This is a genomic window from Alloalcanivorax sp. C16-2 (genome assembly GCF_046507615.1).
In the GTDB taxonomy this organism is placed as follows: Bacteria; Pseudomonadota; Gammaproteobacteria; order Pseudomonadales; family Alcanivoracaceae; genus Alloalcanivorax; species Alloalcanivorax marinus_A.
This window is the reverse complement of sequence record NZ_JBKFTL010000005.1, coordinates 121,336-146,527: the sequence shown is the minus strand read 5'-3', so window position 1 is coordinate 146,527 and position 25,192 is coordinate 121,336. Positions and strand designations below refer to the sequence as shown.

The 25,192-nt window shown below is 63.5% G+C and carries 24 protein-coding genes and 3 tRNA genes; 22 read left to right on the top strand and 5 right to left on the bottom strand.

The features are described from left to right. The first annotated feature begins 5 nt into the window (after positions 1 to 5). From ACLD02_RS17590 to ACLD02_RS17540, 11 genes are read left to right on the top strand one after another with little or no spacing between them, the layout of a single operon-like run. Positions 6 to 464: a MaoC family dehydratase N-terminal domain-containing protein gene (locus tag ACLD02_RS17590; RefSeq protein WP_410299294.1), complete on the top strand. Its 459-nt coding sequence runs from the start codon at positions 6 to 8 to the stop codon at positions 462 to 464. After that, positions 461 to 907 (top strand): MaoC/PaaZ C-terminal domain-containing protein, encoded by a 447-nt coding sequence (locus tag ACLD02_RS17585; RefSeq protein ID WP_203101718.1) that lies wholly within the window; start codon positions 461 to 463, stop codon positions 905 to 907. The genes ACLD02_RS17590 and ACLD02_RS17585 overlap by 4 nt, the downstream gene beginning before the upstream one ends. Then, a complete protein-coding gene (locus ACLD02_RS17580; protein ID WP_203101716.1) occupies positions 894 to 1,715 on the top strand; it encodes an SDR family NAD(P)-dependent oxidoreductase in 822 nt (273 codons plus the stop codon). Before ACLD02_RS17585 ends, ACLD02_RS17580 begins: the two co-directional genes overlap by 14 nt. A gap of 10 nt (positions 1,716 to 1,725) precedes the next feature. Then, entirely contained in the window at positions 1,726 to 2,892 is a 1,167-nt protein-coding gene (locus ACLD02_RS17575) for an acyl-CoA dehydrogenase family protein (RefSeq protein WP_410299293.1), read from the top strand. A 16-nt stretch (positions 2,893 to 2,908) separates the two neighbouring features. Continuing rightward, on the top strand, positions 2,909 to 4,585 hold the full coding sequence (locus ACLD02_RS17570; RefSeq protein WP_410299292.1) for a long-chain-fatty-acid--CoA ligase: 1,677 nt from the start codon (positions 2,909 to 2,911) through the stop codon (positions 4,583 to 4,585). Between the two features lie 30 nt (positions 4,586 to 4,615). Then, the gene (locus ACLD02_RS17565) at positions 4,616 to 5,605 is read left to right on the top strand and encodes a Bug family tripartite tricarboxylate transporter substrate binding protein (protein WP_410299291.1); all 990 of its coding nucleotides are present in this window, start codon (positions 4,616 to 4,618) and stop codon (positions 5,603 to 5,605) included. A gap of 5 nt (positions 5,606 to 5,610) precedes the next feature. Next, on the top strand, positions 5,611 to 6,393 hold the full coding sequence (locus ACLD02_RS17560; RefSeq protein WP_203101708.1) for an SDR family oxidoreductase: 783 nt from the start codon (positions 5,611 to 5,613) through the stop codon (positions 6,391 to 6,393). Positions 6,394 to 6,396: 3 nt separating this feature from the next. Next, the gene (locus ACLD02_RS17555; RefSeq protein ID WP_410299290.1) at positions 6,397 to 7,206 is read left to right on the top strand and encodes an enoyl-CoA hydratase/isomerase family protein; all 810 of its coding nucleotides are present in this window, start codon (positions 6,397 to 6,399) and stop codon (positions 7,204 to 7,206) included. Then, positions 7,196 to 8,347: an acyl-CoA dehydrogenase family protein gene (locus ACLD02_RS17550; protein WP_410299289.1), complete on the top strand. Its 1,152-nt coding sequence runs from the start codon at positions 7,196 to 7,198 to the stop codon at positions 8,345 to 8,347. Before ACLD02_RS17555 ends, ACLD02_RS17550 begins: the two co-directional genes overlap by 11 nt. A gap of 41 nt (positions 8,348 to 8,388) precedes the next feature. Beyond that, positions 8,389 to 9,354 carry a Bug family tripartite tricarboxylate transporter substrate binding protein gene (locus ACLD02_RS17545; protein WP_410299288.1) on the top strand — a complete coding sequence of 322 codons (966 nt, stop codon included), beginning with the start codon at positions 8,389 to 8,391 and terminating at the stop codon, positions 9,352 to 9,354. 10 nt (positions 9,355 to 9,364) lie between these two features. Beyond that, a complete protein-coding gene (locus tag ACLD02_RS17540; protein WP_410299287.1) occupies positions 9,365 to 10,921 on the top strand; it encodes a class I adenylate-forming enzyme family protein in 1,557 nt (518 codons plus the stop codon). A 12-nt stretch (positions 10,922 to 10,933) separates the two neighbouring features. On the opposite strand, the gene ACLD02_RS17535 is transcribed toward ACLD02_RS17540, so the two are convergent. The 4 genes from ACLD02_RS17535 to ACLD02_RS17520 all read right to left on the bottom strand — a co-directional run bounded on the left by ACLD02_RS17535 (position 10,934) and on the right by ACLD02_RS17520 (position 14,738). Next, entirely contained in the window at positions 10,934 to 11,620 is a 687-nt protein-coding gene (locus ACLD02_RS17535) for a GntR family transcriptional regulator (RefSeq protein ID WP_203101698.1), read from the bottom strand. Positions 11,621 to 11,770: 150 nt separating this feature from the next. Beyond that, positions 11,771 to 12,778 carry an ArsA family ATPase gene (locus tag ACLD02_RS17530; protein WP_203101696.1) on the bottom strand — a complete coding sequence of 336 codons (1,008 nt, stop codon included), beginning with the start codon at positions 12,776 to 12,778 and terminating at the stop codon, positions 11,771 to 11,773. Next, the gene (locus ACLD02_RS17525) at positions 12,778 to 13,047 is read right to left on the bottom strand and encodes a cory-CC-star protein (protein ID WP_338015172.1); all 270 of its coding nucleotides are present in this window, start codon (positions 13,045 to 13,047) and stop codon (positions 12,778 to 12,780) included. The genes ACLD02_RS17530 and ACLD02_RS17525 overlap by 1 nt, the downstream gene beginning before the upstream one ends. Positions 13,048 to 13,058: 11 nt before the next feature. After that, positions 13,059 to 14,738, bottom strand: coding sequence for a carbon starvation protein A (locus ACLD02_RS17520; RefSeq protein ID WP_203101692.1), 1,680 nt, complete (start codon positions 14,736 to 14,738; stop codon positions 13,059 to 13,061). A 207-nt stretch (positions 14,739 to 14,945) separates the two neighbouring features. Here ACLD02_RS17520 and uvrY point away from each other — a divergent pair, with 207 nt between their 5' ends. The 6 genes from uvrY to ACLD02_RS17490 all read left to right on the top strand — a co-directional run bounded on the left by uvrY (position 14,946) and on the right by ACLD02_RS17490 (position 18,648). Continuing rightward, on the top strand, positions 14,946 to 15,599 hold the full coding sequence (gene uvrY, locus ACLD02_RS17515) for a UvrY/SirA/GacA family response regulator transcription factor (RefSeq protein WP_203101690.1): 654 nt from the start codon (positions 14,946 to 14,948) through the stop codon (positions 15,597 to 15,599). Between the two features lie 74 nt (positions 15,600 to 15,673). Beyond that, positions 15,674 to 17,497, top strand: coding sequence for an excinuclease ABC subunit UvrC (gene uvrC, locus ACLD02_RS17510; RefSeq protein WP_410299286.1), 1,824 nt, complete (start codon positions 15,674 to 15,676; stop codon positions 17,495 to 17,497). Between the two features lie 82 nt (positions 17,498 to 17,579). After that, positions 17,580 to 18,185: a CDP-diacylglycerol--glycerol-3-phosphate 3-phosphatidyltransferase gene (pgsA, locus tag ACLD02_RS17505; protein ID WP_203101686.1), complete on the top strand. Its 606-nt coding sequence runs from the start codon at positions 17,580 to 17,582 to the stop codon at positions 18,183 to 18,185. A gap of 127 nt (positions 18,186 to 18,312) precedes the next feature. After that, positions 18,313 to 18,388, top strand: a tRNA-Gly gene (locus ACLD02_RS17500). A gap of 53 nt (positions 18,389 to 18,441) precedes the next feature. Next, positions 18,442 to 18,515, top strand: a tRNA-Cys gene (locus ACLD02_RS17495). A 46-nt stretch (positions 18,516 to 18,561) separates the two neighbouring features. Next, a tRNA-Leu gene (locus ACLD02_RS17490) sits at positions 18,562 to 18,648 on the top strand. Between the two features lie 21 nt (positions 18,649 to 18,669). Here the strand turns inward: ACLD02_RS17490 and ACLD02_RS17485 are convergent. Then, positions 18,670 to 19,572 (bottom strand): LysR family transcriptional regulator, encoded by a 903-nt coding sequence (locus tag ACLD02_RS17485; RefSeq protein WP_203101684.1) that lies wholly within the window; start codon positions 19,570 to 19,572, stop codon positions 18,670 to 18,672. 128 nt (positions 19,573 to 19,700) lie between these two features. Between ACLD02_RS17485 and ACLD02_RS17480 the strand changes: the two genes are divergently transcribed. Genes ACLD02_RS17480 through ACLD02_RS17460 form a run of 5 tightly spaced genes read left to right on the top strand, consistent with a single transcriptional unit; the run spans position 19,701 to position 25,184 of the window. Continuing rightward, the gene (locus ACLD02_RS17480; RefSeq protein WP_203101682.1) at positions 19,701 to 21,056 is read left to right on the top strand and encodes an acyclic terpene utilization AtuA family protein; all 1,356 of its coding nucleotides are present in this window, start codon (positions 19,701 to 19,703) and stop codon (positions 21,054 to 21,056) included. Then, complete coding sequence (locus ACLD02_RS17475) at positions 21,053 to 21,451, top strand: hypothetical protein (protein ID WP_203101680.1); 399 nt, start codon at positions 21,053 to 21,055, stop codon at positions 21,449 to 21,451. The genes ACLD02_RS17480 and ACLD02_RS17475 overlap by 4 nt, the downstream gene beginning before the upstream one ends. Positions 21,452 to 21,471: 20 nt before the next feature. After that, complete coding sequence (locus ACLD02_RS17470; RefSeq protein ID WP_203101678.1) at positions 21,472 to 22,920, top strand: aldehyde dehydrogenase family protein; 1,449 nt, start codon at positions 21,472 to 21,474, stop codon at positions 22,918 to 22,920. Positions 22,921 to 22,946: 26 nt separating this feature from the next. Continuing rightward, positions 22,947 to 24,104, top strand: coding sequence for an iron-containing alcohol dehydrogenase (locus ACLD02_RS17465; RefSeq protein ID WP_410299285.1), 1,158 nt, complete (start codon positions 22,947 to 22,949; stop codon positions 24,102 to 24,104). A 48-nt stretch (positions 24,105 to 24,152) separates the two neighbouring features. After that, positions 24,153 to 25,184, top strand: coding sequence for a TRAP transporter substrate-binding protein (locus tag ACLD02_RS17460; RefSeq protein ID WP_203101674.1), 1,032 nt, complete (start codon positions 24,153 to 24,155; stop codon positions 25,182 to 25,184). Positions 25,185 to 25,192 lie beyond the last annotated feature (8 nt).

Sequence of the window (25,192 nt, the reverse complement as noted above, 5' to 3'; positions counted from 1 at the left end):
GCGCGATGATTGATACCTCTTATATCGGCACGTCCTTGCCCTCCTTCGAGGTCATGGTTGAGCGCGGCCGCCTGGCGTTGTTCGCCAAGGCCATCGGTCAGGACGATCCGCTCTACAGCGATCTCGCCACGGCTCGGGGTGCCGGCCACCCCGATCTGCCGGTGCCGCCCACCTTCCTTTTCTGTCTGGAGATGGATGCTCCGGACCCGGCGGCGTTGCGCAAGCTTTTGAGCATCGATATAGCCCGGGTGCTGCACGGTGAAGAGCACTTCCGTTACCACCGCCAGGCGCACGCCGGCGACCGGTTGCGATTCGAGCCAGTGATCGCGGATATCCATGCCAAGAAGGGTGGTGCCCTGGAATTCGTGGTGCGTGATACGCGGGTCACTAATCAGCACGGCCAGGCGGTGGCGGATCTGCGCTGCGTCACCGTGGTTCGAAATCCGCAAGGAGGAGATTCATGAACGGAATGGCCATCGACGATGTACTTCCCGAGTTGTCAGTGGGTCCTGTGTCGCGGCTGGACCTGGCACTGTATTGCGGCGCGTCCGGCGATCACAACCCGATTCACGTGGATATTGACTTCGCCCGCGCGGCGGGCATGGAGGATGTGTTCGCCCACGGGATGTTGTCGATGGCCTATCTTGGTCGGGTTCTGACCAACTGGGTCCCGCAATCCTGGATTGAAACCTACTCGGTGCGTTTCTCCTCGATTACCCCGGTGGGCGCGCGACTGCGATGCGTGGGCCGGGTGTCCGCCATCGAGCAACTGGGTGAGAGCTGTCGGGTGACGCTGGCGCTGTCGGTACGAGACCAGGGCGAGGCGCTGAAAATCAAAGGCGAGGCTACCGTGCGAGTGCCCGCCGATGGCATAACGAACAGGGGGAACAACAATGGCAAAGCTTGACGGCAAAGTGGCGCTGGTGACCGGTTCCGGGCGTGGCATAGGCCGGGAGATCGCCTTGAAACTGGCGCAAGAGGGCGCGGCGGTGGTGGTCAATGACCTGGACCCGGTGCCGGCCGCGGATACCGTGGCGGATATCGAGGCCGCCGGCGGCCGGGCCGTGAGCTTCCCCGGCAGCGTCACCGATCCGGATTTCGCCGAAGGCTTCGTGGCCACTGCCGTGGAATCCCTGGGCGGGCTGGACATCATCGTCAATAACGCCGGCTACACCTGGGACAACGTGATCCAGAAAATGGATGACGAGCAGTGGTCGGCGATTCTCGACGTGCACCTGACCGCGCCGTTCCGGATTCTGCGGGCCGCCGCGCCCTACCTGCGTGAGAGCGCTAAACGGGAGGCTGAAGAAGGTCGGGAGGTATTCCGCAAGGTGGTTAATATTTCCTCCACTTCCGGGGTCATGGGTAATGCCGGCCAGGCCAACTATTCCGCTGCCAAGGCTGGCGTCATGGGCTTTACCAAGGCGATGGCGAAGGAATGGGGTCGATACAAGGTTAATGTGAACTGTGTGGCCTTTGCCTTGATCGCCACTCGCCTGACCCAGGCAACCGAAGAGCGTAAGACCGTGAAAATCGAGGGCCGGGATATCGCGGTGGGTGTGTCCGCCCGCAATCTGCGCGCCGCCGAGGCCAGTATTCCCCTGGGCCGCGCCGGCACGCCCCGGGAAGCCGCCGACGCGGTTTATCTGTTTTGTACCCCTGAATCCAATTACATCAGCGGCCAGACCGTCGTTTGCGGCGGTGGCCGGCCCTAGGGAGCCATGCATGAGTATTCCCGCACCGGCGTGGATGGACGAGGACCTGCGCATCTTTCAGGACTCGGTGCGCCGCATGTTCGAAAACGAGTTCGTGCCCCGGGAAGCCCGCTGGCTGGCCCAGGGCTACCCTGACCGGGAAGTATGGCGCGAGCTGGGACGCCTGGGGCTGCTGTGCGCCGGCATTCCGGAACAATATGGCGGTGGTGGCGGTGGCTTTGGCCACGAAGTGGTGATTTGCCAGGAACAGTTCCGCGCCCAGCTCAACAGTTTCAGCCTCAACGTGCACAGTAATATTGTCGCCCATTATCTCCTCAACTATGGCAGCGAGGAGCAGCGGCGCCATTGGCTGCCCGGCATGGCCAGTGGCGAAACGGTGGCGGCCATCGCCATGAGTGAACCCGGTGCGGGGTCCGACCTGCAGGCGGTGCGCACCACCGCCCAACGGGACGGAGACGACTACCTTATCAACGGCGCCAAGACGTTTATCACCAACGGATACCATGCGGATCTGGTGTGCGTGGTGGCGAAAACCGATGGTCAGGCCAAGGGCAGCCGCGGTATCTCCCTGATTCTGGTGGATGCCCGGGAGGTGGACGGGTTCCGGCGTGGCCGGCTACTGAAGAAAATCGGCCAGCGCGGTCAGGATACCGCCGAGCTGTTCTTTGACCAGGTGCGCGTGCCGCGTCGCCAGTTGCTCGGTGGCGAGGAGGGAAGGGGGTTCACTCAGCTCATGGAGCAGCTTCCCCGCGAGCGCTTACTGATCGCCATTGGCGCGGCGGCGGCGATGCGTCGGGCCATCGACGACACCCTGGAGTACGTTAACCAGCGGCAAGTATTCGGTCAGCGCCTCCTTGATATGCAGAACACCCGTTTCAAGCTCGCCGAGGCTCACACCCAGGCCACCGTGGTTGATTGCTTCATCAATGACTGCATCCAGCGCGTTATGGACGGCGGCCTGGATGTACCCACCGCCGCCATGGCCAAGTGGTGGACCACCCAGTTGCACTGTCAGGTGGTGGACGAATGTCTGCAGCTGCACGGTGGCTACGGCTATATGGAGGAGTACCCGATCTCGCGCATGTACACCGACGCTCGAGTCGGCAAGGTTTACGGCGGCGCCAACGAAATCATGAAGGAAGTGATCGCCCGGGATCTGGACCGCCGCTTCGTCTGATATTCACGGAGAAACCATGAATAACAATCATCTCCAGTTCTATCCACGGGGCCTGAGGCAGGATATTCGTGTGCCTTCGATCACCCTGCCGGAGGCGCTGTCCCAATCGGCGCGCCGGTTTCCGGACAAGCCGGCGCTGGTATTCTACGAAACGGAAGTCAGTTACGCGCAACTGCAGGAGCAGGTTGAACGACTGGCGGGTTATCTGCGGCAACACTGGGGCGTGGTGCGCGGTGAAAGAGTGTTGCTGCTTGCCCAGAACTGCCCGCAATTCGTGATCGCCTTCTACGCCGTAACTTCAATTGGCGCGGCGGTGGTTCCGGTGAATGCCATGAGCACCGCCGACGAATTGCAATACTACCTGGACGACAGCGGCGCCCACCTGGCGATCTGTGCCGAGGAACTCTATCCCTCGCTGCGCCCCTGTGTGGACAATGGTACCGTGACTCGCACCCTGGTGTTCCACTACACGGACGGGCTGGGCACCCTGGGCGAGACCGATCCGCCGATGCCAGCGTGGCTTACCGCCGAGCGCCGGCCACCGCGCGACCCGGCCGTGGTGTTCTGGGATCAGGCCCTGCAAGAGGGGGGGCGTCCCGCCGCCCAGCCCTTCGATTCGGATCAGCTCTGCGTGCTGCCCTATACCTCCGGTACCACCGGCAAACCGAAGGGGTGTCGGCACAGCCACCGCACGCTGATAACCGCACTCCATGCCTCCACGCTGTGGCGCGCATTCAACTCGGAAGCGGTGTTTTTATCCGTGGCGCCCATGTTCCACATGCTGGGGCTACAGAACTCCATGAACCTGCCCCTTTTCCTCGGGGGAACCCTGGTGATTCTGCCACGTTGGGATCGGCACACCGCGGCCCGTCTGATCGAAGCCCGGGGTGTCACCATTTGGGGCGCACCGCCGTCCATGGTCATGGGCTTCTTTTCCGACCCGGAGGTGACCGGTCATGATTTGTCCAGCCTGTCGCTGATTTTCGGCGGCGGCGCCGCCATGCCGGAGGCGGTGTCGCGCAAACTCAACGACGATCACGGCATTGTCTTCAATGAGTCCTACGGCCTTACTGAAACCGCGGCCTTCCTGCACGCCAATCCGGTGCATCGCAATAAACGGCAATGCCTTGGCGTGCCTACCTTCGGTGTTCATTCGCTGATCATCCATCCCGACACCGGCGTCCCTCTCCCGGACAATGAGCAGGGCGAGCTGGTAACCAGCGGGGGGCAGGTGATGCTCGGTTACTGGAATAACGACCAGGCCAACCGGGAGGCCTTTATCGAGATCGAAGGGAGCCGCTACTTCCGAACCGGCGATCTGGCCTATCGCGACGAGGACGGCTATTTCTTCCTCACCGACCGGCTCAAGCGAATGATCACGGTATCCGGTTACAAGGTCTGGCCGGCGGAAATCGAGAACTTGATGTATCGGCATCCGGGGGTCCGTGAGGCGTGTGTCGTGGGCGTACCGGATAAAGAGAAAGGCGAGCGGGTGCAAGCGGTTCTGGTGCTTGACGACGACTACCGTGATCGACTCGGCGAGGACGACATTATCGAATGGGCCCGCTCCGAAATGGCGGTGTACAAGGCGCCACGTTCGGTCAGCTTCGTCGATGAATTGCCTAAATCCGCCGCCGGAAAGATTCTCTGGCGGCATGTTCAGGAGGAATACGCGGCCCGCGCCGTGCAGTGATTTCAACCTCAATCAAAAAAGGTGATGACAATGCCAATAACAAGATTACGGGCACCCTCGCTGGTGATGCTATGCGGGCTGATTCTGTCCAGCGTGGGGTTCGCCGATCCGGTCGACGCCCACGCCTATCCTGAACGTGAGATCGAGATCGTGGTGCCCTATCCGCCCGGCGGTGCCACCGACACCCTGGCAAGAGCAGTGTCGCAGAAACTCTCCGAGCGCTGGGGACAGGCCGTGGTGGTGGACAATCGTCCCGGCGCCAGCGGCAATATCGGCGCTTCCTACGTGGCCCGCGACCAGGGCAACCCCTACAGGCTGTTGTTCGGCATCAACTTGCTAGTGCAGGCTCCTGCCCTGTTTGACAACCTGGATTATGACGTTCGCCGGGATCTCACGCCGCTCTCCCTGGTGGCCCGTTCGCAAAGCCTGTTCGTGGCCACGCCGGACGTTCCGGCGGAGACCTTTGATGAACTGGTCCGTGAAGTCCTGGAGCATCCAGGCGAGTACGAGCTCGGCAACTACGGGATGGGCACCTCCGCCCACATCCAGGGAGAGTCACTGAATCTGCAGACTGGCATGGACCTGCTGCACGTACCCTATCCGGGCTCGGCGCCTTTGCTGAATGCCATTCTGGGTCAGCAGGTACGACTGGCCATCATCGATGCGGCCAGTTCGCGCTCCCATCTCGACAGCGACGCCTTCAAGGTGCTCGCGGTGACTGGCTCGGAGCGTCTTTCCACCCAGCCTGATGTGCCTACCTTCAAGGAGCTGGGTTATGAGGGTCTCGATGCCTACGGCTGGTTTGGCGTGCTGGCGCCAGCCGGCATTCCCGGTGACGTGCGCGATAAGTTGTCGGCGGCGATTTCAGAGGTGGTCCGTTCAGACGATGTTTCTTCGTTGCTGATTCGGTTGGGCCTGACCCCGGTGGGTAACCGCGGCGATGAATTCGCGGAGGTCATCGAGAAGGACCTGAAAACCTGGCGGACGCTGGTGGATGAAACCGGCATCAGTATTCGGTGACTTTGATGAATGAACTGAACTTTGAAAACACATCGGTATTCGTGGCTGGCGGCAGCAGCGGCATCAATCTGGCCATTGCCGAGGCATTTGCTGCCCGGGGCGCCCGCCTGTTTCTGATCAGCCGCTCGGAGGAACGGGTGGACGCCGCCGTGGCCGGGTTACGCGAGCGAGGTGGCGAGGCGCGTGGCTGCGCCGCGGATGTGCGCGATCCGGCCGCGCTGGAGGCGGCTTACCTGCAAGCCACGGAGTGGTTTGGCGAGATCGATGTGTTGATTTCCGGGGCCGCCGGTAATTTCCTGGCCGGCGCCTTGGAGATGTCCTGTAACGCCTTCAAGACCGTGATCGACATCGACCTGCTGGGTACCTTCAACGTATTGCGCTGCGGGCATGCCTTTCTGCGCAAGCCTGGCGCGTCGGTGCTGAATATCTCCGCGCCACAGGCGTTCAACCCGACCCGCTATCAGGTTCATGCCTGCGCCGCCAAGGCCGGTGTGGACATGGTTACCAGGGTGCTGGCGATGGAGTGGGGCGGGCACGGTATCCGCATCAACTCCCTGGTTCCAGGACCGATCGGCGACACCGAGGGCATTCGCCGTCTGGCGCCAAACGAGGCGGCCCTGGCGCGCATGCGTGAGACCGTGCCTCTGCGCCGTCTTGGCTCACTGGCCGAGGTAGCGAACATGGCGATGACCCTGTGTTCACCGCTGGCCGGCTTCGTCACCGGCGCGGTGCTCACCGTGGATGGCGGCAGTTCCTTGCAGGGCGGCCGCGATCTGAAGCCGGAGTAGACCATGGAAGCGTTGCGTTTACAGCGAGAGGGTGGCGTGGTGGTCGTCACCCTGTCCCGCCCTGGCACCCGCAATGCCCTTGATGAAGTGCTGCGCGAGGAACTTAGAGCAGTGGTTTCCCGCCTGGCCGACGATCAGGATCTTCGTGCCCTGGTGATTCAGGGGGAGGGAGGCGCCTTCTGCGCTGGCGGTGATCTCAAGAGCATTGGCGGGTCACGCCTGGACGCGGACGGTTGGCGCCGGCGCATGGCCCGTGGCCACGAATGGCTTAAGCCATTGCTCGCGCTCAACTGCCCGGTCATCACCGCGGTTGATGGGGCCGCTTACGGCGCGGGCTTCAGCCTGGCGCTGGTGGGCGATTTTCTGCTCGCCGGCCCCCGTGCCCGCTTTTGTATGTCATTTCTGCGTGTCGGCCTGATGCCGGACCTGGGTGGGTTGCCGGCACTGGTGGCCGCGCTCGGCCCGCGCCGTGCGCGCGAACTGGCGCTCAGCGCTCGGGAACTATCCGCCGTCGAGGCACGGACGCTGGGATTGGTGAGCGAGTGCCACGATAGCGAGCGCCTGCCAGAGCGTGCTCTGGAGATCGCCAGAGCGTTTGAAGGTGCCTCGCCGGCGGCGGTGGCGTTGATCAAAAGCGAAATCCGGAATTTGTCAGCCGGACACATCGATGATCTGTTGCATCGCGAGGCCCTGGGTCAAGCGGTGTTGTTCGACACGGTGGAGCATCGTGAAGCCGTGGACCGTTTCCTCAATAAAAAACCCGCCGCTTTTCTATGGCCGCGGGAGCGCTCGGGAGAAAGGCATGATTCGTGATCAGGACACCATGACGGCGCTGCTCGACACGGTGCGTCGCTTTGTTCGGGATACCCTGGTGCCCAGGGAAGAGTGGGTGGCGGAGCATGATCAGATCCCGGACGACGTGGTCCGCCAAATGAAGGAGATCGGGCTGTTTGGTCTTACCGTTCCTGAACAATACGGGGGCCTGGGCGTCACCATGGAAGAGGAAGCTCTGGTGATGATCGAGATGGGCAAAACATCGCCGGCGTTCCGTTCCCTGTTCGGCACCACAGTGGGCATCGGGTCCCAGGGCATCCTCATGGACGGCACCGAGGCGCAGAAAAGAGAATGGCTGCCCCGGCTCGCCAGCGGCGAACTGATCGCTTCGTTCGCGCTTACCGAGCCGGAGGCTGGTTCCGACGCGGCGTCACTCACCACCCGGGCGGTGCGCGATGGTGACGACTATGTGATCCACGGCACCAAACGCTACATCACCAATGCGCCGCACGCCGGCGTGTTCACGTTGATGGCGCGCAGCGAGCCGGACCAGCCCGGACACAAGGGCGTGTCCGCCTTTATCGTCGATGCGTGCAGCCCGGGTATCAGCCTTGGCAAGCCGGACCGCAAGATGGGTCAGCGCGGCGCGCACACCTGTGACGTGGTGTTCGATGGCTGCCGGGTGCCGGCGGAGAATATCATCGGCGGCGAGCCCGGCCGAGGCTTCAGCACCGCGATGAAGGTGTTGGAGAAGGGGCGTATTCATATCGCCGCGATCTGTGTCGGCGTCGCCGAACGCATGCTCGATGACGCCCTGCGCTACGCCATGGAGCGCAAACAGTTCGGTCAGGCGGTGGCGGAGTTCCAGCTTGTGCAGGCGATGCTCGCTGACTGCCGCACTGAGATCTACGCGGCCCGCAGCATGGTCATGGACGCGGCCCGGCGCCGCGATCTGGGAGAGAACGTGGCCACCGAGGCCTCCTGCTGCAAGTACTACGCCTCGGAGATGTGCGGTCGGGTCGCTGACCGCGCGGTACAGATTCATGGTGGCGCCGGCTACATGTCCGAATACGGAATCGAGCGCTTTTATCGGGACGTCCGTCTGTTCCGGATTTACGAGGGTACCAGCCAGATTCAGCAATTGGTGATCGCCCGCAACATGATGCGAGAAGCCGGCTGAACGTCGTGTCCATGATCATCACGATAACAAGGAGAATGATGATGAAGACTCGTTTGCTACACGCTTTGATGGCCTCCTTCTTTATCCTTTGGGTACCGTTTGCCCGCGCCGGTTTTCCCGACCAGGAGGTGCGTATCGTGGTGCCATACCCGCCCGGCGGCGCCAATGACATTCTCGCCCGCACCCTGGGTCAGGAGCTGTCCGAGCGCTGGGGAGTGCCCGTGGTGGTGGACAATCGATCAGGTGCCGCGGGCATGATCGCCACCGAGTACGTGGCCCAGGCCCAGCCGGATGGGCATACCCTGTTGTTGCCCAATATCGCCTTGATTCAGGCGCCGCATCTCTACCAGAACGTTAAGGTCGACCCGATGGAAGCGCTGAGGCCGGTGGCCGGTATCGCCACCACCAGCCTGCTGATGGTGGTGCGCTCTGATCTCGATGTTCACGACGCGGGCGAATTCGTCGAGCATGTGCGTGCCCATCCCGACGATGCCTTCTATGGCACCTACGGCGCCGGTTCAAGCGCCCATTTGTATGGCCATGTTTTCAGCGAGCAGAACGATCTGGACCTGATCCATGTGGCTTTTCGCGGCGAGGCGCCGTCCGTCAATGAGCTGTTGGCGGGACAGATTCCCATGGTGTTCATGTCAGGGAAGGGTGCCTTGCCATTGATCGAGGACGGCCAGGTGCGCGCCCTCGGGGTCACCGGTGAAAAACGCCTGCCACAATTGCCGGAGGTCAGGACCTTCCAGGAACAGGGATTCGAGCGCATGAACTACCAGGGATGGTTTGGCGTGTTCGGTCCGAGCGGCATGCCGGAGCCGGTGGTGGCGGAGATATCCGATGCGTTGATGGCGGCGGTGGCGGAACCGTCCGTGGTCGAGCGCATGGGAAAGCTGAGCCTGATCATGGAAGGAACTCCCCATGACCAGTTCGTCGACCGGGTGGAACGGGACAGCCAGGTCTGGGGCGGCATCATCGATGACGCCGGTTTGACGCTGGATTAAGGAGCGAGCCATGTACCTGACGCAAGGCCTGCACCGGGCGGTACAGCAGTTTCCCGAGCGAACGGCGGTCATCGATGATGGTCTGCGCCGTGATTACCGGACCCTAGCGGACCGATGTGCGCGCCTTGCCGGGGCGCTCGCCGAGGCCGGCCTCAAGCCCGGTGATCGAGTGGCGATTCTGGCGCTCAACGGCGCGACGCACTGGGATTACTTCGCCGGCCTTTGGTGGGGCGGGTTCGTGGCCAATCCGGTCAATACTCGCTGGAGCCTCAAGGAGATGGCCTATTCATTGGCGGACAGCGGTGCCCGGGTGTTGCTGGTCGACGACGAGTTTCTGGAGCGGGTGCCGGAGTTGCGGCAGCGATGCCCCGCGCTGGAAAGGATCATTCATGTGGGGAGTGAGCCGACACCGCCGGGACTCATACCCTACGAGCCCTGGCTCGCCGAGGCGCAGGCGGTGTCGGACCGGCGCGCCGACGGCGAGGAACTGGCGGTGATCCTGTATACCGGCGGTACCACCGGCTTTCCCAAGGGGGTGATGCTCTCGCATTCCAATCTGTGGAGTTCGGCGGTGGGGCGGCTGGCGGAAACGGAGGTGCCGTCACCCTTCGTGACGCTGATGGCGGTACCCCTGTTCCATACCGCCGGACTTGGTAAGTTGGTTTCGCAGCTGATCGTGGGTGGCACCTCGGTGGTGTTGCCTGGTTTCCGGGTCGAGAAGGCTCTGGCGGCGATCGCCCGGGAAAAGGTCACCGATGTGATTCTGGTACCGAGCATGATCCAGATGATGGTGGATGACCCCGGGTTCGCGGCTCATGACCTGAGTGCGCTGCAAACGGTGACCTACGGTGCCTCGCCAATGTCCCTGCCGCTGCTGGAGCGGGCCATGGCGGCACTTCCCGGTGCTCGTTTCATGCAGTCCTACGGCATGACCGAGGCCGCGCCGGTGATCACCGTGAACCCTTGGTGGAATCACCAGGGTGAGGCGTTACGCAACGGCAGGGTTAAATCCGCCGGGCGCGCCGGTTGGGGTCTGGAAGTGCGGATCGTCGACGAAAGTGGCACCGAGCTGCCGCGCGGTGAAATCGGCGAGGTCATCGCCCGCGGTGACAACATCATGCTCGGTTACTGGAACCAGCCGGCGCAGACCGCCGAGGTGCTGCGTGATGGCTGGCTGCACACCGGCGACGGCGGTTACATGGACGAGGGCGGCTATATCTACATCGTTGACCGCCTCAAGGACATGATTGTCAGTGGTGGCGAGAATGTGTACTGCGCGGAAGTTGAAAACCGACTCGCGCGTCATCCGGCGGTGGTCAGTTGCGCGGTGATCGGCGTGCCGCATGCCCAGTGGGGCGAAAGTGTCCATGCCGTCGTGGTGCTGCGGGAAGGCGCGCGGGCCTCCGAGGCCGAGCTGTGTGACTTCTGTCGCCAGGAACTGGCCGGTTACAAGTGCCCGCGCTCAGTGGAATATCGGGACCAGATGCCGTTGTCCGGGGCCGGCAAGATTCTCAAAAACGTGCTAGGCGAGCCGTACTGGCGGGGCCGGGACCGGCGTGTCTCCTGAGAGCGCCGGTCATCAACGCAGGTTCACCTCGCCACGGGCCACATGGTCAAGCAGCGCTCGACCGGCGGTGGCGATGTGGGCGCGCATCGCCTGCCCAGCACCGGCGCTGTCGCCGGCACGCAGCGCGGCGATGATGGCGCGGTGCTCGCGGCTGGATTCCTCCATGCGGTGTTCAATGGTGAGCGGCGTCAGGGGCGGAATGCCCTGCCACAGCGAGAGAATGATCTTTTCCGTGCGTGGCTGGGCGGCGGCATCGTACAGCGCGCGGTGGAAGCGCTGGTTGAGTGCCACATAGGCCTCCGCGTCCTGGTTCGCTTGGGCATGCTCCATTTCTTCCTGGAGCTGTTCCAGCTCGTCCAGGGCCTCCGCGCCCAGGTGTTCGCAGGCATGCGCGGCGAGGTGGCCTTCCAGCAGTTCGCGCAGGGCGTAGACCTCCTTGAGGTCGTCCGGCCCGAAGCGGGTGACGCTGTAGACGCCCCGGGCTCCGGCTTCCACCAAACCGTCCGCGTCCAGCCGTCGCAGCGCGTCGCGCACCGGGATGCGGCTGGTACCGAAACGCTGGGCGATGTCCTCCTGCACCAGGCGCTCGCCGCCAGGCAGGTCGCCCTGCAGGATCGCCTCGCGCATTCGCAGATAGACTTCTTCCTCCATGGAGCGGCGGCGGACCGGAGCGAATGGGCTGCTTTTGGACGCGGGCATAGATACCTCGAAAAACCTGGCTTGGGCGACAGTATACGCGCTCCAGGCGGGATGTGATGAACCAACGAGACACTGATGGGCCGGACTCTTGATGAGGAAATCACCTGGAAGGGGGCAATCCTTTCCGTTGCCATCTGGAGCCCGCGGACGTCAGGACAGCAGCCGGCTAGAGAAGGCCTCCAGTGCTTGCAGCCCATGGATGTCGTCGGCGAGCAGGGGCAGATGGTGACGGGGCAGGGCGCCGAGGCGTGCCTCGATGTCCGCCAGGTGACGTTGTTCCCGCTCTCTGCGGGCGCGGAAGAAGGCCCCTTCGGCGTCGTCCGGCAGCACCCGGTTGACGATGGCGCCGGCCACCGGGATGCCGGCGTCCGCCAGGCTGGCCACCGCCCGCTCGGTTTCCAGGATCGGTAGCTTCTCCGGGGTCAGTACAAACAGGAAGCCGCTGTGGGCGGCGTCCTGCAAGCGCCGGCGGGCGCGGTGAAAACGCCGTTGGCGTTCGAGCAGCGGCGCGGCGAGGCCGCGGGCCCGCTCATCCAGGTCGGCCAGTTCGCGCTGTTCCGGTTCCTCGGTGAGGCTGTCCAGATCGCGGCCCGGGGTCAGGTGGTTGAGCACCTTGCCCAATTCCTCGCCGCGCCGGTTCTGGCGTAGCAGGCCCTCGGTCCAGGCGGCCATCACTTCCGGCAGGCTGAGCAGGCGCAGGGTATGGCCGGTGGGGGCGGTGTCGAACACCATCAGGTCGTAGTCATCGACCTGATCCATCAGCGTGGTCAGCCGCTCCAGCAGTGCCGCTTCCTGGGCGCCGGGGGATTGGCGGCTGAGCCGCAGTTGGCGTTCCAGCTCCGGGCGCTGGTCCGGGGCGGCGAAGCGGGCCATGCGGGCGCGTACCGTATCCAGGTGGGCGTCCACTTCGTGATCCGGGTCGATTTCCAGGCCGAACAAATTCGGCGCCAGGGCGGTCTCCCGGTCACCGATTTCCCGGTCGAAGGCGTCGGACAGACTGTGCGCCGGGTCGGTGGAGACCAGCAGCACCCGCCGGCCCTGGCCGGCGGCGGCCAGGGCCAGGGCGGCGGCGGTGGTGGTCTTGCCGACGCCTCCCTTGCCACCCACCATCAGAAGGCGCCGCTGTTGCAGTAAAGTGGTGAAATCGAGATCGGTCATCAGCAGCAGCGGAATTGATCCAGGGGGGAATGGGGCAGCCCCATGCGCCGGTGCCAGTCGTGGAAACGGTCCAGCAGCAGAGGCTGCAACTCCAGGGTGTACCAGCCGACCGGGTTGGGAATGCCGAGGGTCTCGGCGAACACCAGCAGCATGAACAGGTCTTCCTCGTCGCGCCGGGCGCGGGCGATGGCGGCCCGGTAGGGGGCGTTGTAATACTCCGCCCCCCAATGGCTGGCGTGCCGGTACCAGCGCTTCAGCCGGCCGACGATGGGCGCGCTCTTCAAGAGCGCGCCTCCTCCTGGTGCAGGCGTTTATGGCGACGCAGGGCGGCGGCGCACTCCAGGGTCACCAGAACCGCCGCCACCAGCACCACCAGGTCCAGGCCCAGCAGGAACCAGTTCTCGTCGGTGTAGAAGCCCTTGAGCTGGATCAGCAGCGCGGCAAGGGTCATCAGCAGCAGGAACACCAGCGGCACCAACGTGTAGAAGGTGGGACGCCCGCGCCGCACCAGCATCACGGTGATCACCAGCAGGGTCAGACCGGCGAGCAACTGGTTGGTGGTGCCGAACAGAGGCCAGATCAGCAGGCCGCCGGAGCCGTCGGCGCCACCGGCGCCGAACGCCAGCACCAGGCAACTGATCACCGCCAGCATGGTGGCCGGGAACGGCTTGCGCATCCACGCCTGATCATAGATCTCGCCCCATTCCTGGAAAATGTAGCGCTGCAGACGCAGGCCGGTGTCCATGGTGGTGCCGGCGAACAGGGCGGCCATTACCGTGAGCAGGGTGGCGGCCACCTCGGCATCGAGCCCGGTGCCACCGCTGAGAATGGCGGCGCCGCCGTCCACGAAGGCGGTCAGGCTGCCCTGGCCGAACCCGGAATAGACCGCCTGCCAGTCCGCCAGGGAGGCGAAGCCGGCGGTGGCGGCGAGAATCGCGGCCAGCGCCAGGGCGCCTTCGCCCACGGCGCCGAAGTAGCCCACGAAGCGGGCATCGGTTTCCTTGTTGAGCTGCTTGGAAGTGGTGCCCGAGGCGACCAGCCCGTGGAAGCCGGAGATGGCGCCGCAGGCGATGGTCACGAACAGCAGCGGAATCATGGACGGCGTACCCACTGGCGCGTCGAAGTTGATCATCGGCGCCACCACGGTGGGGTTACCGATCAGCACCGCCGCGTACAGCAGGATCAGGCCCACGAACAGCTGCAGGCCGTTGATGTAGTCCCGGGGTTGCAGCAGCATCCATACCGGCAGCAGGGAGGCGATGGCCGCGTAGCCGAACAGGATCAGAATCCAGACCGCGTTGGCGGACAGGCCGCCCACCGTCTCCGGCAGTGCCACCGGTACCTGCGGCCCCAGGAAGATGAGCCCGTACAGGCAGGCCACGCCGAGCACGGAAACCAGCCCGAGGCCAATGACGCGGCGGCGGATCAACTGGCCGATCACCAGGGCCACGGCGATCGCGCCCCACACCGGTACCACCGCGCCGGGGTTGTTGATCAGCAGTTTGGCGATCACCACGCCGAACACCGCGTTGACCATCAACAGCACCAGGAAGATAACGATCATGAACACACTGCGGGCGCGCCCGCCGACCACCTCGCCGGTCAGGGCGCCGACGGACTTGGCGCGGTTACGCACGCTTGCCCAGATCGCGCCGGCGTCGTGTACGCCAGCGAAGAAGATGGTGCCCAGCACCACCCACAGGAACGCCGGCAACCAGCCCCAGATCACCGCGATCGCCGGCCCGACGATGGGTGCCGCCCCGGCCACGGAGGTAAAGTGGTGGCCCCAGAGCACGAATCGGTTGGTGGGCACGAAGTCCACGCCGTCCTCGAATTCGTGGGCCGGCGTGCGGAAGTCGGGATCAAGCTGATAGACCTTGGCCGCGATGAAACGGGAATAGAAAAAGTAGCCCGCGGCCATGCCACCCAGGCCGAGAACCAGAAGCAATATCGCGCTCATTTGTTTGTCCTTGTGATTGGTTCTGCCATTCCGAGCGCCAGGATGGCGCCGGTGTCCGGGGGCGTCAATCGAATCGCCCGCAAAGGGGGCGTCAATACGACCAAGGTCGAGGGTTGGCCGGGGGCCTAGGCAGGAGAGCGCCGTCGCGCTAGTCTTGGACTCTTCTGAACAGCCACTGTCAGGGACGCCAAGTGGGGGAGTAGAACAATGATCAAGGTAATGGTGGTCGACGACCACGACCTGGTGAGAACGGGCATCGCCCGTATGCTTGATGACCAGGAAGGGATTCGCGTGGTCGCCCAGGCCAGTTCCGGTGAGGACGCCGTGAGCCTGGCTCGGGAGTCTAACCCGGATGTGGTGCTCATGGACATCAAGATGCCGGGCATTGGTGGCCTGGAAGCCACCCGGCGCATGCTGCGCCAGGACGACGGGGTGCGGGTGATCGCGGTGACCGTGTGCGAGGACGAGCCGTTCCCGTCCCGGTTGATGCAGGCCGGCGCCGCCGGCTACATGAGCAAGGGCGCGGATCTGGATGAGATGCTGCGGGCCATCAAGGTGGTCAACGCGGGGCAGCGTTACATCAGCCCCGAGATCGCCCAGACCATGGCGCTGCGGCCCTACGTGCCGACCCACCACGCGCCCCTGGACATGCTCTCCGAGCGGGAATTGCAGATCATGATGCTGATCGTGAACTGTCATAAGGTCCAGGACGTGGCCGATCAGCTCTGCCTGTCACCGAAAACGGTGAATACCTACCGCTATCGCATCTTCGATAAACTGGGCATCAGCAGCGACGTGGAAATGGCCCTGGTGGCGGTGCGCCACGGCATGGTGGACGCCAACGAGCTCAATCCGGCCTGAACCGTCGGGCCCTTGACAGTTTCCCGCGCGGCGCCATCATTCGATGCCCCCATCGCGACCCGACGGAGCCGTTCTTGCCCGAGTTCGACGCCAAGCAGTTTCTGGCCCATTGCGCCCGCAAGCCGGGCGTTTACCGCATGATCGGTGCCGCCGGCGAGGTGCTGTACGTGGGCAAGGCCCGCGACCTCAAGGCCCGCCTGGGCAGCTATTTCCAGAAAAATCTGGCCAGCGCCAAGACCCGGGCCCTGGTGTCGCGCATCGCCGGCGTGGAGACCACGGTCACCGGCAGTGAGGCGGAGGCGCTGCTGCTTGAGCAGTCGCTGATCAAGGAACTGCGACCGCCCTACAACATTCTGCTGCGCGACGACAAATCCTACCCCTACATCAAGATCACCAGCTCGGACGACTACCCGCGCATCACCTTCCATCGCGGCAAGCGCCGGCCCGGCAGCCGCTACTTCGGGCCTTACCCGAGTGCCGGCAGCGTGCGCGATACCCTGGCCCTGGTGGAAAAGGTGTTCCGGGTGCGCAACTGCCGCGACAGCTTCTTCCGTAACCGAACCCGGCCTTGCCTGCAATATCAGATTCGCCGCTGCACCGCGCCCTGCGTGGGGGCGGTAAGCCGCGAGGCCTACGCCGAGCAGGTGCGCCTGGCCATGGATTTTCTCTCCGGTCGCAGCCGCGCGGTCACCGACCAGCTCACCGCCGAGATGGAGCAGGCCGCCGCCAACCTGGATTTCGAGCGCGCCGCGGAGCTGCGCGACCAGCTGGCCGCCATCCAGTCCGTGCAGCAGAAGCAGAACGTGGAGACCGATCGCGGTGGCAATGTGGATGCGGTGGCCGTGGCCGCCCGTCACGGCCTGGCGGTGGTGGAGGTGCTGATGGTGCGCCAGGGCAGGGTGCTCGGGCACCGCAGCTTCCGCCCGGATACCCGTGGCGAGGAGGATCTCACCGAGATCCTGGAGGCGTTTCTGGCCCAGTACTACCTGGGCGAGCGCGATGACCAGTCGATCCCCCACGAGGTGGTGCTGCCGGAGGCACTGCCCGGCCAGGAGGCCCTGCAGGAAGCTCTGCAAACCCGGCTCGGGCGGAGCATCCGGCTGGCCCACCGGGTTCGCGGCCAGCGCCTCGCCTGGCTGAACATGGCGCGCACCAACGCCGAGCAGTCGCTGATCGGTGATCTGGCGGCCCGGGAGCACCTGGAGGAACGTTTCCACGCTTTGGAAACCCTGCTCGAGGCGGACGCCTCCATCCGCCGCATCGAGTGCTTTGATATCAGTCATACCCGGGGCGAGCGGGCGGTGGCGTCCTGCGTGGTGTTCGATCAGCAGGGCGCGCGCAAGGCGGATTACCGCCGTTTCAACGTCAACCCGGAGCACGGTGGCGATGATTACGAAGCCCTGGAGGAAGCCGTGCGCCGGCGCTACCAGCGGGTGGTCAAGGAAGAGGGCAAGCTGCCGGATCTGCTGCTCATCGATGGCGGCAAGGGCCAGATGCGGCGCTGCTTCGAAGTGATACAGTCGCTGCAGTTGGATAACCGGGTACTGGTGATGGGTATCGGCAAGGGGCCCAGCCGTCGTCCCGGCCTGGAAGTCCTGTATCTGCCCGACGGCCGGGAACTGGTACCCGGCGGTGCCAGCGCCGCCCTGCACCTGTTGCAACAGGTGCGCGACGAGGCGCACCGCTTCGCCATTACCGGCCACCGGGCACGGCGCGGCAAGGCGCGCCGCTCCGGCCTGGAAGAGATCCCCGGCGTGGGCCCCAAGCGTCGCAAGGCGCTGCTCAACCACTTCGGCGGCCTCAAGCAACTCCGCAACGCCTCCCGGGAAGAGCTGGCGCGGGTGGAAGGGATCAATGCCCAGACCGCCGAAACGCTGTACAACTGGTTCCATGAATAGCGGGCCGGAATGCGTCGTGGAATGAGAGCCGCGCCGCTTTCCGATATACTTTCTTTTTTCGCCGACGGCACAGACGGTATTCATGTCCAAGCACGCGCCCATTCTTAATCTGCCCAACATCCTCACCCTGATCCGCGTGGCCGCGATTCCGGTGCTGGTGGCGGTGTTCTACCTGCCTTTTGGCTGGAGCGACATGCTGGCCGCCGGGCTGTTCCTGGCCGCCGGCCTCACCGATTGGCTGGACGGCTACCTGGCCCGCAAGCTCGGTCAGACAAGCCCGTTCGGCGCCTTCCTGGACCCGGTGGCGGACAAACTGATCGTGGCGGTGGCGCTGGTGGTGCTGGTGCAGGTGCACGCCACCATCTGGCTGTCGGTGCCGGCCATGGTGATCGTGTGCCGGGAAATCGCCGTGTCCGCCCTGCGTGAGTGGATGGCGGAGCTCGGCCAGCGTGCCCGGGTGGCGGTGAGCGCGGTGGGCAAGGTGAAGACCGTGGCGCAGATGGGCTCGATCACCGTGCTGCTGGCGCTCAAGCCGGCACACGGCGCCGATGGCGATATTCTCATGACGCCGGGCCTGTGGATTGGCTATGCCGCGCTCTACCTGGCCATGGTGCTCACGCTCTGGTCCATGATGCGCTATCTGCGTGCCGCCGCGCCTCAGTTCCTGGCCGCTGGCGGCGGTGACTGAGCCCGCGCCCCGGCTGCGCAAAGTTTGGCCAAGATGTTGAAAGGACAGAAAAAACAGTCTTGACAGAGAGGGTCGCTCGGGTAGAATGCGGCTTCGCATCGGGGCGATGCCCACGATGAAGAAAAAAGCGGGAATAGCTCAGTTGGTAGAGCACAACCTTGCCAAGGTTGGGGTCGCGAGTTCGAATCTCGTTTCCCGCTCCAGATTAAAAAGAACCTCGGTTCACATACCGGGGTTTTTTATTCCCCAGGTTCACGGCGCGGTGGCAGAGTGGTTATGCAGCGGACTGCAACTCCGTATACGCCGGTTCGATTCCGACCCGCGCCTCCATTTCCGCTTCACCCCACCGTGTTACACGAGTAGCCTCTGCTGTCAGGCGGGTATGGTGAAACTGGTAGACACAAGAGACTTAAAATCTCTCGGCCGTATGGCCGTGCCGGTTCGAATCCGGCTACCCGCACCATTTTTCGAGGTCTCCGCCGTATCATTCCACCCCTGACGGATTGCTCGGCGCATTCGCCAAAAGCAGATCATAAAGTGCTTGTCCGGCGACCGACAGTGAGCGCCGCCGCCTCCTGATAAGATACAATCGCCTCGCCGGTACCCTGCCGCTCAGGGGTTTGATCACCAGGCCGGGGCGCTCGAATTGAAACAGGGTCATGGCCGGAACCAACGCAATCCCCATACCGGCTTTCACCAGCCCGGTAACGGTGGCCAGGTGCGCCACTTCCAATAATGCCGAAGGTGTTTCGTCACCCAGTGCCTGTTCCAGATGCTTGCGCACGCTGCTGTTTCGCGCCGTGGCGATCCAGGGCCATTTCAAGGCGTCTCGTAGTCTGATTCGATCCCGCGACGCGAGTGGGTGGTCTTGCCTGCATACCAGAAAGAACGGGTCGGCGTGCAAGAACTGCCCCTCCAGGTCCGACATGTCCGGCCGCAGTGCCGCTACCGCGAAATCCGCCTCGCCCCGCGCGACCAGATCCAGACAGGGGTCCAGCACGGCATCGTGAACCTGCAAGGTCACGCCGGGATAGCGCTCATGAAAACGCGCCAACAGTTCCGGCAGCCAACCGGCGGCGAGAGAGGGCAGCGCGGCGACCGACACCCGGCCTCGCCGTTTGGCGGCGTGATCACGAAGATTTTCCAGCGCCAGGGACATATCGGTCAGTAGCCCGCGAGCGCTGGTTTCCAGCTCGTGTCCTTCCGCGGTGAGGTCGACATGTCGGGTGCTGCGATCAAACAGCCGCACTCCGGCTTCCTGCTCCAGTGATTGGATCAAGGCTGAAAAGGCCGGCTGGGAGAGGTGGCAGCGTTTGGCCGCGCGAGTGAAATTGCGCTCCTCCACCAGAGCCACGAACGCCTTCAATTGCCGGCTCGAAAGATTCATCCGTATTCCCGATCAAATGATCTGATTTTTCTATTTCGCAGATTAATTTGCGCTGACTATAGTGAAAAACACGCTGGTGGCCAACCGGCGTGCTCCACCTGCTGACCAACATTCAAATAAGAGGTGTCATGGGCGATTCGATTTGTCGCGTGGGTTGCGCCACCGGCTTCTCCGGTGATCGGGCGGACGGCGCGCTGCCGCTGGTACGCACTCTGGTGGCCCGCGGCGGGGGCACCTTGATTTTCGAAACCCTGGCCGAGCGCACGCTGGCGCTGGCACAACTGGCCCGGGACGAAAACCCGGCGCTCGGCTATGAATCCCAGCTCGACGACCTGATTTCACCGGTGCTCAGCGAGTGTCTTTCCCATTCCATTCCCATTATCGGCAATTTCGGTGCCGCCAATCCGCCAGCGGCAGCGGCGCGGATCCGCGAACTCGCCCGTCAACAGGGGTTGCCCGCGCCCCGCGTCGCGGTGGTGACCGGCGATCGCCTGGAAAGCGCGGAGCAGTGGGCGGTACTGCGCGAGCGCCTGGGCGCGAAGCTGGATCGTGCCGATGTCGTTAGTGCCAATGCCTATATCGGCGCCATGGATATCGCGGACGCCCTACGGGCCGGGGCCCAGGTCGTGGTTACCGGGCGGGTAGCGGACCCCTCTCTGACACTCGCCCCGGCCATCGCCCACCACGGTTGGAGCCAGCATGATTGGGCGCGCCTCGGGCGAGCCAGCATCGCTGGCCATCTATTGGAGTGCGGCGCCCAGGTAAGCGGCGGCTATTTCGCGATCCCCGGCCTGAAAGACGTACCGGATCTGCATGCCGTCGGCATGCCGATTGCTGAAATAGACCGGGATGGCGGCTTCGTGGTGGGCAAGGCGGACAACACCGGCGGTCAGGTGACATCACGTACCGTCAAGGAACAGCTCCTCTATGAGGTGCATGATCCGGCGCGCTATCTCACCCCGGATGTGATCGCTGATCTGAGCGCCGCGAGCGTGCAGGAGATGGGCGCTGATCGTGTCGCGGTGCATGGTGTTACCGGCCACCGGCGTCCGGAAGAATTAAAGGTCAATGTTTGCTATCGAGGCGGCTGGTTGGTGGAGGCGAGTATTTCATACGCCGGCCTGCAGGCGGAGGCACGCGCGCGCCTGGCGGCGGACATCGTTCGTAAACGGCTTGCCGGCGTCCTGCCGCTGCGAGTCGATCTGATCGGCGCGGTAAGCATCTTGGGCGACGATGAAGGCCGCCGTCTGGCGCGGGAGCCGGATCGGCACCGAGAGGATGTGCGCTTACGCGTGGCGGCGGTGCACCCTGACCGACGAACGGCGAGCCAGGTCGGCCGGGAAGTGCTATCGCTTTACACCTGTGGGCCGGCCGGTGGCGGAGGGGTTAGAACCACGCTTCGCCCGCGACTGAACATGTTGTCGTGCACCATTCCCCGTGGCCAGGTGCCAACCGGGTGGTACTGGCAGGAGGAGGTGGCATGAAAGGCCCGATTGAAACCACCCCCGTACCACTTTACCGGCTGGCCCATTGTCGTACCGGCGACAAAGGGGACATCGCCAATATCGCCGTGGTCGCCTGGAATGACGATTGTTATGGCGTGCTGCTGGATCAACTGACCGTGGCCCGGGTCGGCGAGTGGTTCGAGGATCGCGCGCCAACCTGTGTGCTGCGCTACACCCTGCCTGGATTACGCGCTTTTAACCTGGTGCTGGAAGGGGTGCTGGACGGCGGTGTCAACGGTGCCTTGAACCTGGATGCGCATGGCAAGGGGTTGTCGTTCTTGCTGCTGGAAATGCCTGTGCCGGTTCCCCGCTCATTGGTTCCCGGACTACCGGAAATAGCTGTCATGCCAATGGGTGATGGAGATCGGCGGTGAACCGACCTTGGGAGAATAGAATGCCAAATGACCGTTACGATTGTTTTATCGGGGGCGACTGGACGGCGGCCGCGTCCGGTGAATATCTGGATGTGCTGGACCCGGCTAATGGCCTGCGGCTGGCGGAAATCGCCCGTGGCGGAGCGCAAGAGGTGGATGCCGCCGTGGCCAGTGCCAGGTCGGCGCTGCCGGGCTGGTGTGAACGGCCGCCCGTGGAACGCTCGCGAATACTCTCCGCCATTGCGCGCCGGCTGCTCGCCGAGCAGGACCGGCTGGCGCATTTGGAAAGCCGGGATACCGGCAAACCGTTATTTCAAGCCAGAGCCGACGCGGTGGCGGCGGCCCGTTTCTTTGAATACTACGCAGGCGCCGCCGACAAGGTGCTCGGTGACGCTATCCCCATGGGGCCTGAATACGTGGACTTCACCGTGCGTGAGCCAATGGGGGTGACGGCCCAGATCGTACCCTGGAATTACCCGTTGCAGATCGCCTGCCGTGGCCTGGCTCCAGCGCTGGCCACCGGCAATACCGTGGTCATGAAACCCGCTGAACTGGCCTGCCTGAGTGTGCTGGAAGTGGCCCGAATCTGTCAGGAAGAAGGGTTGCCCGCGGGCGTACTCAATATTGTCACCGGCCTGGGGCAGGAAGCCGGGGCGGCCCTCGCTTCCCACCCCGACATCAATCTCGCGGTCTTCACGGGATCGGTTCAAACAGGCCGGTTGGTAATGAAATCAGCGGCCGAAAACATCGTTCCCGTATTGCTGGAACTGGGCGGGAAGTCGCCGAATGTCTTACTACCGGATACCGATCTGGAAAGCGCGGTACCGACGTTGATCAAGGCCGCCTTTCCTCATGCCGGCCAGACCTGCTCCGCGGCCACCCGGGTGGTGGTGCATCGCGGCCAACACGCGGAGTTGGTGGCCCGCCTGGCGGAGGCCATCGCCGAGCTCACCGTTGGTCCGGGGCTGGAAGATCCATCAATCGGAGCGTTGGTCAGCCAGGATCAGAAACAAAAGGTCACCGATTACATCCGCATCGCGGAGGAGGAGGGCGCCCGGGTTATCAGCGGAGGGCGGGCTTTGCCAGGAGCGCGGCTCGAAAATGGAAACTTCGTAATGCCAACCTTGCTGGACAACGTGAAACCGGGCATGCGCGTACACCAGGAGGAGATTTTTGGGCCGGTGCTTGCCGTGGTGCCATACGACGACGTCGAAGAAGCGGTGACGATCGCCAACGGTACTGAGTACGGATTGGTCGCCGGCGTTTGGGGCGCGGATGTAAAAGCCACCCACCGTTTGGCGTCGCGGTTGCGGGCCGGCCAGGTATTCGTCAATTGTTATGGCGCTGGTGGTGGCGTGGAGCTGCCCTTTGGAGGCTACGGCAAATCCGGGTTCGGCCGGGAGAAAGGGATGGACGCGCTGCTCGCCTACACCCAGGTCAAGAATGTCTGCGTCCGTATCGCGGGCTGACCACCTGTGCCTGGAGTTCACACCTCATGAACCGTATCAACACCTTTTTTTGTCCCACTCGTTTGTTATGCGGCGCGGACGCACACCGCCGGCTTCCGGAGATGATCGCCGATCAGGGCGCCCGGCGGGTATTCCTGGTGATCGATCCGGCGTTGGCCGACAGTCCGATCGCCGCCGCCATCGACGAGACGTTGCGGAACCGGGGCATCGCCCTTGAACGCTATACCGACATCCGGCCAGACCCGGACGATGTGATGGTGGCATCGGCCTTCGAGGGCTGTCGGGCCCACGGTGCCGACGCCATCGTGACGATTGGCGGCGGAAGTACCATGGACGTGGCGAAGGCGGTGGCGATTCTGAGCACTAATGGAGGCGCCATTGGCGATTACGAGGGCGTGGACCGTTTTTCCTTGCCCCCGCTGCCGGTTTATGCCGTTCCCACCACCGCGGGCACCGGCTCCGAGGTCTCCGGTGCCTGCGTGATCACCGATCACGCGCGTGGAGTCAAAATGGCGATTCGGCACGCCGCCTATTGCCCCGCCAAGGTGGCGATTCTGGACCCTCTGGCGGTGGCTTCGATGCCCCCTCAGGTCGCCGCTCACGCCGGCCTGGACGCCTTTGTTCACGCCTTTGAATCCTATTTGTCCAAGCTCGCCACGCCCTTTTCGGATGCGCTCAATATTCAGGCGATGACGTTGATTGCCGGTAGCATTCGGGCTTTTTTCGCCGACCGTGGTGATACCGGCGCGGCGCTGGATATGTTGTCGGGTTCGTCGATGGCGGCGATGTCGTTCGGCGTCACCGGGCTCGGCAATGTGCATTGCATGGCGTTGCCTCTTGGCGCGCTATTCCATGTTCCGCACGGGCTCGCCAATGCCATCTGCCTGCCCGCCGTGGCCGCGTTTAATCAGCCGGCGCGTCGGGAGCGGTACCTGAAAGTCGCTGAACTGATGGGCGTTAACACCGATGGCCTCGGAGAGATCGAGGGCGGCGAATGCGCTGTCGCGGCCATTCGCCAATTGTGCGTCGATCTGTCCATCCCGCCACGGCTCAGGGATGTTGGCGTGCGGGAAGAGGCATTGCCGGAACTGGCCAAACGCAGCTTCAGTGCCGACTACAACCGATGGAACCCGCGTTACACCAGCGAAGAGCAGTTCCTGTCTCTCTTTAGCGAGGCCTATTGATAAAGATCGTGCTTGATGAATAACAACTTTCTGACCAGGAGCGCCATTATGAAAAGAACACTTCTCGCGGCCACCGCCTTCCTGACACTGGGCTTGTCCGGCCCCGGCCATGCCGCAAAGAGCCTGGATGTGGCGAGTACCTATCCAAAGAATATGATCTTTCTTGGTGAGAGCCTGCAGTATTTCGCGCTTCAGGTGAATGAAATCAGTGATGGTGAGCTGAAGATCAATGTTCATGGCGCCGGTGATCTGGTACCCGCGCTGAGCGTACTGACCGCGGTAAGCGGTGGAGCCGTGGAGGCGGGCTACGATTGGGTGGGCTACTGGGGTGGCAGCATTCCGGTGGCGAACCTGGCCGGGGCATTACCGTTTGGTCCCACGCCGGAAGTCCTGGCGGAATGGATGTGGGAAGGCGGAGGCATGCGGATTGTCCAAAAAGCCTATGACAAATATAACCTTAAGTTCCTCCCGTGCTCCTTCACTCCCGCGGAACCCGCCGGCTGGTTCCGCGAGGAAATCACCGCTCCGGAGGATTTGGACGGTTTAAAAATGCGAGTGGGTGGGTTGGCTGGACGGGCGTTGGCCAAACTGGGCGTAACCCCCCAAATGATTCCCGCCGGAGAGGTGTTCGTCTCTCTCGACCGGGGGCGTATCGATGCCGCTGAATTCTCGTTGCCGGCCATCGACGAAACCATCCAACTGCAGAAGGCGGCCAAATTCTATTATTTCCCTGGCTGGCATCAACCCTCCAGCATTAATTCAGTGATCATTAATGGGAAAATCTGGGAGGGTTTTTCCAAGCTGGAGAAAGAACAGATAGTGACGGCATGCCGCTCCACGGCGATGTGGTCCCTGACCAACGGTGTGCAACCACAGATCGAGGCGCTCAAACGGATCGAGCGTCAGGGCGTAAAAATCAAACGGTTACCGGACAGCGTGCTCTCGGCCTTGCGAGATGCCGCCGATGAGGTGGTTAGGGAAGAATCCAAAAAGGACGACATATTCAAGGAAGCCTATGAATCGCTGAAGGCGCACATGGCACGCTCGGAAAGCTGGCATGACCTGCAGAGCCTCGATTGAGGAGACAC

Coding starts and splice junctions, on each gene's coding strand:
- ACLD02_RS17590 (WP_410299294.1), top strand. CDS start 6: ATGATTGATACCTCTTATATCGGCACGTCCTTGCCCTCCTTCGAGGTC.
- ACLD02_RS17585 (WP_203101718.1), top strand. CDS start 461: ATGAACGGAATGGCCATCGACGATGTACTTCCCGAGTTGTCAGTGGGT.
- ACLD02_RS17580 (WP_203101716.1), top strand. CDS start 894: ATGGCAAAGCTTGACGGCAAAGTGGCGCTGGTGACCGGTTCCGGGCGT.
- ACLD02_RS17575 (WP_410299293.1), top strand. CDS start 1,726: ATGAGTATTCCCGCACCGGCGTGGATGGACGAGGACCTGCGCATCTTT.
- ACLD02_RS17570 (WP_410299292.1), top strand. CDS start 2,909: ATGAATAACAATCATCTCCAGTTCTATCCACGGGGCCTGAGGCAGGAT.
- ACLD02_RS17565 (WP_410299291.1), top strand. CDS start 4,616: ATGCCAATAACAAGATTACGGGCACCCTCGCTGGTGATGCTATGCGGG.
- ACLD02_RS17560 (WP_203101708.1), top strand. CDS start 5,611: ATGAATGAACTGAACTTTGAAAACACATCGGTATTCGTGGCTGGCGGC.
- ACLD02_RS17555 (WP_410299290.1), top strand. CDS start 6,397: ATGGAAGCGTTGCGTTTACAGCGAGAGGGTGGCGTGGTGGTCGTCACC.
- ACLD02_RS17550 (WP_410299289.1), top strand. CDS start 7,196: ATGATTCGTGATCAGGACACCATGACGGCGCTGCTCGACACGGTGCGT.
- ACLD02_RS17545 (WP_410299288.1), top strand. CDS start 8,389: ATGAAGACTCGTTTGCTACACGCTTTGATGGCCTCCTTCTTTATCCTT.
- ACLD02_RS17540 (WP_410299287.1), top strand. CDS start 9,365: ATGTACCTGACGCAAGGCCTGCACCGGGCGGTACAGCAGTTTCCCGAG.
- ACLD02_RS17535 (WP_203101698.1), bottom strand. CDS start 11,620: ATGCCCGCGTCCAAAAGCAGCCCATTCGCTCCGGTCCGCCGCCGCTCC.
- ACLD02_RS17530 (WP_203101696.1), bottom strand. CDS start 12,778: ATGACCGATCTCGATTTCACCACTTTACTGCAACAGCGGCGCCTTCTG.
- ACLD02_RS17520 (WP_203101692.1), bottom strand. CDS start 14,738: ATGAGCGCGATATTGCTTCTGGTTCTCGGCCTGGGTGGCATGGCCGCG.
- uvrY (WP_203101690.1), top strand. CDS start 14,946: ATGATCAAGGTAATGGTGGTCGACGACCACGACCTGGTGAGAACGGGC.
- pgsA (WP_203101686.1), top strand. CDS start 17,580: ATGTCCAAGCACGCGCCCATTCTTAATCTGCCCAACATCCTCACCCTG.
- ACLD02_RS17485 (WP_203101684.1), bottom strand. CDS start 19,572: ATGAATCTTTCGAGCCGGCAATTGAAGGCGTTCGTGGCTCTGGTGGAG.
- ACLD02_RS17480 (WP_203101682.1), top strand. CDS start 19,701: ATGGGCGATTCGATTTGTCGCGTGGGTTGCGCCACCGGCTTCTCCGGT.
- ACLD02_RS17475 (WP_203101680.1), top strand. CDS start 21,053: ATGAAAGGCCCGATTGAAACCACCCCCGTACCACTTTACCGGCTGGCC.
- ACLD02_RS17470 (WP_203101678.1), top strand. CDS start 21,472: ATGCCAAATGACCGTTACGATTGTTTTATCGGGGGCGACTGGACGGCG.
- ACLD02_RS17465 (WP_410299285.1), top strand. CDS start 22,947: ATGAACCGTATCAACACCTTTTTTTGTCCCACTCGTTTGTTATGCGGC.
- ACLD02_RS17460 (WP_203101674.1), top strand. CDS start 24,153: ATGAAAAGAACACTTCTCGCGGCCACCGCCTTCCTGACACTGGGCTTG.